At 41.6% G+C, this 10,435-nt stretch carries 7 protein-coding genes, 1 pseudogene and 1 riboswitch; of the genes and pseudogenes, 4 read left to right on the top strand and 4 right to left on the bottom strand.

The features are described 5' to 3' along the window. The first annotated feature begins 115 nt into the window (after nt 1-115). Complete coding sequence (locus TY15_RS18385; RefSeq protein WP_179301780.1) at nt 116-1,069, top strand: quinone oxidoreductase family protein; 954 nt, start codon at nt 116-118, stop codon at nt 1,067-1,069. Between the two features lie 49 nt (nt 1,070-1,118). On the opposite strand, the gene ilvA is transcribed toward TY15_RS18385, so the two are convergent. Continuing rightward, nucleotides 1,119-2,327, bottom strand: a complete 1,209-nt coding sequence (gene ilvA, locus TY15_RS18390; protein ID WP_040205799.1) for a threonine ammonia-lyase — start codon at nt 2,325-2,327, stop codon at nt 1,119-1,121. 174 nt (nt 2,328-2,501) lie between these two features. Here ilvA and TY15_RS18395 point away from each other — a divergent pair, with 174 nt between their 5' ends. Further along, nucleotides 2,502-3,143 carry a hypothetical protein gene (locus TY15_RS18395; RefSeq protein WP_040205801.1) on the top strand — a complete coding sequence of 214 codons (642 nt, stop codon included), beginning with the start codon at nt 2,502-2,504 and terminating at the stop codon, nt 3,141-3,143. 193 nt (nt 3,144-3,336) lie between these two features. Here the strand turns inward: TY15_RS18395 and TY15_RS18400 are convergent, their stop codons facing one another. From TY15_RS18400 to TY15_RS18405, 3 genes and pseudogenes are all read right to left on the bottom strand, one after another. Continuing rightward, on the bottom strand, nt 3,337-5,373 hold the full coding sequence (locus tag TY15_RS18400; RefSeq protein ID WP_040205802.1) for a Na+/H+ antiporter: 2,037 nt from the start codon (nt 5,371-5,373) through the stop codon (nt 3,337-3,339). A gap of 173 nt (nt 5,374-5,546) precedes the next feature. Then, nucleotides 5,547-5,645: pseudogene (locus tag TY15_RS25270) on the bottom strand (SDR family oxidoreductase); the annotation flags it as partial. Between the two features lie 122 nt (nt 5,646-5,767). Beyond that, complete coding sequence (locus tag TY15_RS18405) at nt 5,768-6,520, bottom strand: SAM-dependent methyltransferase (protein ID WP_040205803.1); 753 nt, start codon at nt 6,518-6,520, stop codon at nt 5,768-5,770. 249 nt (nt 6,521-6,769) lie between these two features. Between TY15_RS18405 and TY15_RS18410 the strand changes: the two genes are divergently transcribed. After that, nucleotides 6,770-8,329 carry a bifunctional GNAT family N-acetyltransferase/carbon-nitrogen hydrolase family protein gene (locus TY15_RS18410; protein ID WP_074432839.1) on the top strand — a complete coding sequence of 520 codons (1,560 nt, stop codon included), beginning with the start codon at nt 6,770-6,772 and terminating at the stop codon, nt 8,327-8,329. Nucleotides 8,330-8,426: 97 nt separating this feature from the next. Beyond that, nucleotides 8,427-8,531, top strand: a riboswitch (purine riboswitch). A 212-nt stretch (nt 8,532-8,743) separates the two neighbouring features. After that, the gene (locus TY15_RS18415; protein ID WP_040205805.1) at nt 8,744-9,937 is read left to right on the top strand and encodes a nucleoside transporter C-terminal domain-containing protein; all 1,194 of its coding nucleotides are present in this window, start codon (nt 8,744-8,746) and stop codon (nt 9,935-9,937) included. Nucleotides 9,938-10,435 lie beyond the last annotated feature (498 nt).

Consider the following 10,435-nt stretch of genomic DNA (forward strand, 5'->3'; position numbering starts at 1 on the left):
GTTAGTAGGGTTAACAGCCTAATAAGCGTAGATATTTGCAATTCGTATAATAATGAAATTAAATTAAGGGTGTCAAAATTAAAAAAAGGATGAGGTAATCCATTTGAAAGCTCTTATGTTCAAAACATTTGGAGGTCCGGAAGTGCTGGAGTATGGTGAAATGGCAGCTCCGGTTATTGGACCTGATGAAATACTAGTCAGAATGAAGGCGATTGGTTTAAATTTCGCTGATATATATAGAAGAAAAGGAAACTATCATCTAGCAGGTGAGCCTCCTTATATTTTGGGTTATGAAGGGGCAGGGACAGTTGAAGAAGTAGGAGGAAATGTAAGGGATATCAGCAAAGGGGATCGGATTGCCTTTGCTGATGTAGCGTATGCGAATGCTGAACTTGTTGCCGTGCCAATAGAAAAAGCGATTCCACTTCCGGAATCGATCTCGTTTGCGGACGGAGCCTCCGTATTATTGCAAGGACTGACGGCACATTATTTAACAAAGGATAGTTATTCTGTGAAAAAGAATGATGTTGTGCTGGTCCATGCCGTTGCGGGTGGAGTCGGGCAACTGCTCGTTCAAATCATCAATCTGTTAGGTGGAAGAGTGATCGGCTTGACTTCTTCCGAGGAAAAAGCAGCCGCAGCTCGAAAATCCGGGGCATCTAAGGTTTTCTTGTATAAGGATGATTGGAAGCAACAAGTGCTCGCGGAAACAAATGGGAGAGGTGTCGATGTAGTTTATGAATCAGTTGGTTCGACGCTGCCAGACAGCTTTACGGTCACTCGTATCGGCGGGACAGTTGTCTTTTATGGTATGGCTGGTGGAGATCCGACCCCGGTTGACCCGAGAATGTTAATGGATACGTCAAAGACCTTGACGGGCGGAGATTTATGGAATGTACTGACTTCTCGTGAGGAGCGGATTAAGCGTTCGAAAGAGTTGTTTCAATGGATGTCTGAGGGTCATATAAAGGTAGCGGAGCCAACTGTTTTTGCCTTGCAGGATGGTCAAGAGGCACATCGTTATCTTGAAAGCCGAGAGAGCACCGGTAAGATTTTATTAATTCCATAAAAGTATGAAAAGGGCAGCTGATTAGATTAGCTGCCCTTTTTGAATAGGTTTAATAATACCCCAGCTCCACATTATAGTGTTTCTCGGCCAAAACCTTTAGGAGTTGATCGATGTGGTCGTGGCTCTTCGTTTCAACGGATATCTCAAGCTGGGCATAACCAGGGTAAATTTGTTTCCCCATGCGATGGAGATTGACCGTTTGAATGTTAGCCTCTAAATCAGTTAATGAGCTTAATACCTTTTGCAGTTCCCCTGGCTTATCCTTTAAGGTAATCGTAAATGTGGCGTACCGACCGGCTTCGACCATCCCCCGTTCAATAATACGTGAAATGAAATTCATATCCACATTCCCGCCACTTATAACTGCTACCACCTTTTTTTCCTTTAACTGCATTTTTTCATATAGAAGGGATGAAAGGGAACAGGCACCAGACCCCTCGACTAACAGCTTATTTCGCTCTAACAGCATCAACATCGTTCTGGCGATTTCCATTTCATCGACCGTCACAATATCATCAACATATTTTTGGACAATCTCAAACGGCTTGATCCCGGGCTTCTTCACGGCGATTCCATCGGCCATTGTAGGAGCAGCTTCGATCATCACCGGCTTATCTTCCGCTAGTGACTGCTTCATACTAGGGCAGGCAACGGTTTGTACCCCGTACACGGAAATATGCGGATTTCGCTCTTTAACGGCCATGGCAATGCCTGCAATGAGGCCGCCACCGCCAATCGGGCACATAATCGCCTCGACATCTGGCAGCTGATCGAGGATTTCTAAGCCAACCGTTCCTTGTCCCGCCATAATGGCCTCGTCATCAAAGGCATGCACAAAGGTGGCGTCCATCTTTTCCTTAAGCTCCAAGGCATAAGCGAGTGCTTCATCAAAGACGGTACCTGCGAGGATAACGTTAGCTCCATATTGTTTTGTTGCCTGCACTTTGCTAAGGGGGGCGCCTTTTGGCATCACAATCGTACATGGGGCACCCAACATATGACTAGAATAAGCAACTCCTTGAGCATGGTTTCCTGCCGAGGCCGCAACAACACCTTTGGCTAATTCCTCCTTTGGCAGGCTAATCAGTTTATTGTACGAGCCGCGTACCTTGAACGAGCCAGTCTTCTGTAAGTTCTCCAGTTTTAAATAGACATCATTATGAGCAATCTGACTAAATGTTTTCGAATAATCAAGGGGTGTCATGTGAACAATTCCCTTCATTTTTTCGCGTGCAATGATGATATCATCTACGTTCATAGTAACCTCCTCTAGCCACATAGTCCTTTCTTTAGGATGTACGCGGGGAGGGAAACTATGTCCTTCAGGCAAAAAAACTCAAACGGGGCCAATTGCTGCTGGTGAAAAAAACAACGTTATTTAACGCGAGAAAGTGTACAATAGGAGAGAAATATTTTTTCTAGGAGCAAACGAATGGATATTAAAGAACAAGCATTACTACATGGTTATTATCAGAAATTGATCGACAATACCTTGGATGAGAAGGATGTATATGCCTTTTTACTATTGATAAGCAATCGAAATAAGGAGATTCGCTGGATGAACGAGCTGGCGGATGCTGTCATTCATCGGGAGCAACACAAGGGTGCGATCAAGGAATTTTTGTTTGAGACGAAAACGAAGTTTGAAAGTCTTGGAAAAACAAAACAGGTCTTACGGATAGAGGATGTCTTTTCCTTTAAAGAAATAAAGAATGGAATGAACAAGACGCTGACGGAGTATCAGCTGCCAGGTTTAACGAATGAGAAAGTGAATGATTTTATCACCTGTCTGATTTCGCTTCTGCAGCAGATCAAGATTGTTGATGAACAAGGGCGGGAAATCGGGAAATTATTTTTTGCCATCTCGAGTAAACAAATTATTCTAATGGCAGAAATGGAAGTCGCTCAAAACTTTCTTAAAAAAACCAACGCTGTCTTTCCGGTATTAACCACTAATAATGATTATGTTGAACTCAAAAAGCAAGACAAGTATGATACACCGTATTTGTTTACGGACAAGGTCATCGAAGTCACGAATCAGACAGGAAAGCTGGAGATCATTGTTCCAGAATAGCAAAAAAGGCGGCGGGAATTAATCCCACCTTTTTTAAAAAGAGAAGAAAGTAAAAATTTTGACTTTGAGAATGGTCCAGCTCCAAGCGCCATCGGCTCGAGGTCACAAGCCAATCCGTAGAGAAGGTAAAGAACCACCCTCCCGCCGGCTTGTCTTGTGCTGATCGCCGATAGGCGGGCGCCTTGCTCTTTCCTTAATGAGCGCTAATGCTTGTTTCTTCCATCCAATAGGCTTCCCTGATATTGATTTGTTTGCGGATTTTTCGAATGACATCAATGGTGATATCGCCTTCTTCGTACATGTCCTGTACCTCATCGCGCTCTGCTTGGAAAGCCTTTTCACGCAATTCACGTTGTATTCGATTGTAGTGAAGGGAATCCTCGCTTTTTTTGGCCACCTTAAATTTCATAAAGATCTCATTATACTCTCCGATAATGCTCAAATAGACGGATTCGTTTTCAATGGTCATATGTTCCTTTAAAAAGTGGAGTGCGGCTTGAGCCATATGGCCTTTCAATTTAATAATTTGTTTCGCTTTTTCTTTCCGTTTCCGAATCCGCTCCTGATTTTTAGGTAACAACAGCCGTAACAGCTGGTACAGGGTTTTATTTAGGAAGGTCCATAGAAATAATCTTCGAAAGTGCATCCGGTTCGTGACGGCTAGTCTCATCCGTTGGATATGTTCCTCTGTTAGATAAATCGTTTCACGGTCAATCCTCCCTTCCTTTTTCAACCTTTCGATATACTCCGCCTCGGCGTCTAGAGCCATTAAGCGAATTTCCGTTTCTGCCTCCTTTAAGCGCGCCAAATTTTCGTTACTTCCACTCAGAAGGCGATTGCGAATTTGGTTGTAGGAAGAAATCACTGACACGGCCACTTCACGATTACTGTCATCCATGAGGGAGCGAATCGATTGAATGGCGGCATCAATGGTCCGAATCGTCGCGAACTGTTCCATATCCTTACGTGCCAGTTCGGCATGGTCTTTCTCTGATCGTGCCAAAATAGGTAAGAAGATGCTTGCAAGTAACAGTGTGACGAGAATAACACCAGCGGCTGTAAAAATAATTAACGAACGTTCTGGAAAAGGACTGCCGTCTGCTAATACATAGGGAATAGTGAACGCACCGGCTAAGGTGACAGCGCCTCTGACTCCAGAAATAGTAATAATACTAATCGCTTTGAGTGAAAGCTTTTGCGGCTGATTTTTTTGGAGCCAACCCCACCTCCAGGTAATGGAAATCCATACGAAACGAAGCAAAAGTAAAGCAGCTGTAATGGTGACAATGTATTTACTAACCTGCCAATTATTAAAGAGCGGGTCTTCAAAAATTTCACTTGTTACATTTGGAATTTGTAACCCTAACAAGACAAAGACCAAGCCATTTAATATATAGATGAGGACTGTCCATGTACTTTGAGACACGACCTGTAGCTGCATAGCAGGAGATCGGTCGTGATCGCGGTAGATCGTATGAACTATGCCAGCAGCAACGACAGATAAAATTCCTGATAAATGAACATGTTCAACGATAAAAAAGATGATGAAAGGGGTGAGGAGTTGGATCAGCATATGGATCGTCACATCCTCCATCCCCATTCGTCTAATGAATACCTTAAGGCGAATGATCAGAGAGGCAAGGATTGCACCGCCGAGAAGCCCGCCAATGGCAATCACGACAAAACTCCAGCTTGCTTCAGCTAATGAAAAGGTACCTGTCACGGTGGCGGCAACAGCAAATTTAAATGCCACTAATCCAGAGGCATCATTCATTAGTCCTTCACCCTCAAGAACATGCATAATCGTTTTCGGAATCTTTACCCGACTAGAGATGGCTCCAACGGCCACGATATCAGTTGGCGACAGTATCGCGGCTAAAGCAAACGCGGCTGGTAATGGGATGGACGGAATCAGCCAATGAATTAAATAGCCGACTGCAAAGACCGTCACAAAGACAAGACCGAGTGCCAATAATAAAATCGGTTTTCGTAATTTCCATAAGGCTTGTCTCGAAACATTTTTCCCATCATGAAATAGAAGCGGGGCGATAAACAGAACGAAAAATAATTCTGGCTCCATCGAGATATGAATTCCTAACGGAAGAGCCGCTAACAAAACCCCTAGGGCTATTTGGATAAGCGGTACAGGTATGTATGGCAACAAATGATTAATAAAACTAGCTAATCCGATGATCGCTAGTAGTAATAGAATAACTAAAAAAAATTCCATGGCAGATCTCCTCATATTTGTCCTTTATATTTCTACATCGTCTACTTAGTGTAATTCGACGAATAAATATTATAACAAATATTTAGTTGAGCCTTCCGGATAGAGGTGAATAGGTGAAGTGAGTGGTAGGTATACGGCTCGCTTCACCTGAATATGTTTAATATTTCTGGCTGTTAGGATGATGTGACCTGACCGCCGTTAACATGAAGTGTTTGTCCGGTTACGAATCAGGAGTCATCCGAGGCAAGATAAATATAGGTTGGGGCAAGCTCAAGCAGTATTACCCGATAATTTAGTGTCAGTGTATTTGGTAGAAAAAAGAAAAAGGCGAACAGCAGAGTCCTGTTGGCCTTTTTCTTACTGTGAATATCCCAATACACACATTGTGGTTTGGTTAGACTGTCCGATACAAATACAGCCCGAATCCCAATGTATCGCGGCCCCATGTTAAATAGGTATGTCTCCAAGTGCGGATTCGCTCTAACATGGCGTCACAATCGGGATCATTTGGATTTTCCAAACAGTAATTTTCAATCGATTGGGAATACAGCCATTCGTAATCGTCCCAGTTATCATCATTTGCTACATAAGACCACAGGGGAATCAAGCCCAAATCCTCGCCGACTTTCACCGTATCGGCATGGTTTTTTAGGTCAGACTCTTCTGCCCCACCAAGTGCCTCTAAATACTTAGGGCTTGGCGTCTGCTTCCAATAGCCTTCACCTACTAGGATATAGCCATTTTTTTTGACGAGACCACGAAGTGCTTGAAGGGTGTTTTCTAGCCCGCCTAAGGCGTGTGTTGAACCAAGGCAAATGCCAATATCATATCCAGCTTGTTCACACCCTTCAATTGCAGCTTTTGCATCATCAACGATAAACTCAATGCTATCTGCTGGGATTCTCTTGTTTGCCTGCTGTTTCGCTTCCGCAATGGCTCCCTCATATAATTCGATCGCCGTAGCGGTCACATGAAATTTTTCGACCAAGCGAATTAACAATTCACATTTTCCTGAACCGATATCAATCACCCGGTCATTTGGCTTTGGTTCCATCATTCCAATCATCTTCATCAGTTTTTCCTCGCTGATTGGATTACTAAAGGCGTGATTACGATGAGCGATTGCTGAAAATCTATTTCTATCCATCCGACAACTCCTATTCATGCTTAAAATGACGACTCCTTTCATTCATTAAATACTCTACAAAGACGCAAACCATCTATTCTTCTTCCGATTGAGGCTGCTACGGAAATGAAGACAAGGAGAATATTCTCTAAATGTTAGGAGTAGTATGTTAATTATATCATTCAGGGGGAAATATATAGAAACAATACTAACCAGTTGAGTGCCTTGGTGATGGAAAAAGGCATGATATTGACTACAGGGGTGGGAACCTTGACAGAAACAGATATGTCAAACTATGAAAAGAAAATTATCATTCGTAACATCCGCGTAACTGACATTGATGATATTATTGCATTGGGGAAACTGTGCTTCCCAAACATGGAGCCATGGAAGCGTGAGCAATTAGTTAGTCATATCCGCATATTTCCGGAGGGGCAGTTCTGTGTGGAGTATGAGGATAGAATTGTCGGCTCCTGTTCGAGCTTGATTGTAAATTTTGATGAATACAAAGATCAACACACTTGGAAAACGATCACAGACAACGGATTTATTACCAATCATGATCCAGATGGGTTTAACTTATATGGGATTGAGGTAATGGTTCATCCTGAATACCGGCGTATGAAGTTGGGGCACCGTCTTTATGAGGCAAGGAAGGAACTAGCCCGACAATTGAATTTGCAAAGTATTATTATTGGTGGACGCATACCCAATTATCATCTCTATACGGATGAAATGACAGCCCGTGAGTACGTGGGAGAAGTAGAAAAGCACAATATCTATGACCCGGTATTGTCCTTCCAGCTACTCCAAGGCTTTACGATTAAGCGGATCAATTCACGATATCTTCCCGATGATAAAGCCTCAGGTGCTTTCGCTACGCTAATGGAATGGTTTAACATCGATTATCTTCCAAAGTCACGGCGTGTCTATCGTGCCTCAACTCCTGTTCGACTCTGTGCTATTCAATATATGATGAAGAAAATAGATGATTTTTCCGAGTTTACTCGGCAGGTGGAATATTATGTGAATGTCGCAGCGGACTTCGGTTCTGACTTTGCGGTCTTTCCGGAATTGTTTACGACTCAGTTGATGTCATTTTTGGATGAAAAAAGACCTGACCAGGCTGTGCGCTTACTTGCCACCTATACCAATCAATATATTGAACATTTTACTGAACTTGCTGTCCGCTATAACATTAATATTGTCGGCGGTTCTCATTTTGAAGAAGAAAATGGTGATATTTATAATGTTGCCTACCTATTCCGGCGCGATGGGACGATTGAAAAGCAATCCAAGCTCCATATTACTCCAAATGAGCGGAAATGGTGGGGGATTTCGGAGGGGAACGAATTTAATGTATTTGATACTGATTGTGGAAAAATTGCCATCCTTATTTGTTATGACATTGAGTTTCCAGAGTTAGCGAGGATTGCGGTTGATAATGGAGCCAATATCATTTTTGTTCCGTTTTGTACGGATGATCGGCAAGGGTATTTGCGAGTTCGTTATTGTGCCCAGGCCCGTGCCATTGAAAATCAAGTCTATACATGTATCGCGGGAACGGTCGGTAATCTGACGCATGTGAAGAATATGGATATTCAATATGCGCAATCGGGAATTTTCAGCCCATCCGATTTTGAATTTGCCAGGGATGGAATTGTTGGCGAGTGTGATGCCAATATTGATACCGTTGTCGTCGGTGATATTGACCTTGAAAAATTAAGGCGGTCACAAAAAACGGGCTCGGTTCGCCAATTGCAGGACCGACGTCGGGATTTATATCGGATTGAATGGAAGAATTTAAAAGTCGACGAGGCCGAGGAATAATTAGTCGTAACATTTATATAAATATAATAATTAGGACATTGGTAAAAGCTATTGATGTTCTCGTCAAACTACTATAGAGTGATACTCTATTCCTAAAAATTTGTTATATAGAATTCCTTGTATAATATCAGTGGAAATGGTCTGATAGTATCTACCTGGCAGCCGCTTAAAGTGCCGGACTACAAGGAAGTGTGAAAAATAGTGATGACATCAAGTGTAATTTCCCAATGATCTCCCCGATATCTTCTTTTGATAGATGTAGCCGAATGACATGGATTATTTTACATTGCTTTGATATAAATGAAGTCCTTATTTTTTCATACTTCCTGCTTCCGGGCTGGTCGTGTGAAAGAGTAAGGATTTTTTTATAGAAACAAATAGTCGAGGAAATGATAAATCAAAGGAGTTGATCACGTGTATTTTTTGCTTAATGCACTAGGGGTATTGGTTGTGATTGTTCTCGTTTACCTATGCTCTCCAAATAAACGAAATGTAAAGTGGAAGTCTGTTTTAACATTATTAGTATTTGAATTTTTGATTACCTGGTTCATGCTTTCGACGAAAATCGGATCATGGGTCATTAATCAAATTGCTTCTTTTTTCACCTGGCTGATTGCCTGTGCGAACGAAGGTATATCATTTGTTTTTCCTTCGGTAATGGCAAATGAGCAAGTGGATTTCTTTTTCAGTGCGTTAATGCCAATTATCTTTATTATTACGTTCTTTGATATTCTATCGTATTTTGGCATCTTAACATGGATCATTGATAAGGTAGGCTGGCTTATTTCTAAAATATCAGGTCTACCCAAGCTCGAAAGCTTTTTCTCTATTCAAATGATGTTTCTTGGAAATACGGAAGCGTTGGCTGTTATCCGCCAGCAACTATCTGTTCTTAAAGAGAATCGCTTGCTAACATTTGGGATTATGAGTATGAGCAGTATCAGTGGCTCGATTATTGGTGCTTACTTAACACTTGTACCTGCGACCTATGTATTTGTTGCCATCCCATTGAATTGCATGAATGCATTGCTGATCGCGAATATGCTAAACCCTATCGAGGTGAGTAAACAAGAGGATATTGTCTATGTGCCTGCCAAGAGCGAGCGGAAAGACTTCTTTTCAACCATCTCTAATAGTATGCTGGTTGGTGTTAAAATGGTTATTGTAATCATGGCGATGGTAATTGGTTATGTTGCATTAACCGCAGGGGTAAATGGCATATTAGGCTTTGTTTTCGATGGTTTAACAATCCAGAAAATTTTCTCGATCATTTTTAGTCCATTTGCGGTCTTACTTGGTTTGACTGGTGCGGATGCTATGTATGTAGCACAATTGATGGGGATTAAGTTGGCAACCAATGAATTTGTCGCCATGCTAGACCTAAAAGATAGAATTCATGAGCTTGCACCCCATACGGTAGCGGTGGCTGTAACGTTTTTAACGTCATTCGCCAATTTTAGTACGGTTGGAATGGTTTATGGGACATTCAGCTCAATCCTAAGTGAAGAAAAGTCAAACATCATTGGAAAAAATGTTTGGAAGCTATTGGTGAGTGGCATATCTGTATCATTATTAAGTGCAATGATCGTTGGGTTATTTGTTTGGTAAACAGAAACAATTAATTATATCCATATAGATAGTGCGGGAAGCCAGGAGAAACAGATCCTGTGCTTTCTGTATTTATATCGCTATTATTTTTGGCTATTGATTTCATCAATGAGCATTAAAACAAGTATTAAAAAACTATTTTAAAAAAACTATTGACGGTTTTGTATTCATGCTGTAATATATGAAAAGTCGTCACTGAGACGGCGAACAGCTAATAAAAAAGTTATTGACTTTCAGTTGATAACTTGATATGATAATTAAGTCGCTTTTGAGTGACTGAGGCATTGTTCTTTGAAAACTAAACAAACAAAAACGTCAACAAACAAAAAATATTATCTTCTTAAATGAAGATAAGCCAACGTAACAAAATGAGCTAATCAACTTTCTCGCGTTTTAACAGTCAGTAATATCCTATCGGATAAACTGACTGTAATCACCCGATTGATTCGACTAACCATTGCAGAGTAAAACATTCTGCAATAGAAGTCTCATCTTATT

The sequence above is a fragment of the Neobacillus jeddahensis genome, from assembly GCF_000612625.1.
In the GTDB taxonomy this organism is placed as follows: domain Bacteria; phylum Bacillota; class Bacilli; order Bacillales; family Cytobacillaceae; genus Neobacillus; species Neobacillus jeddahensis.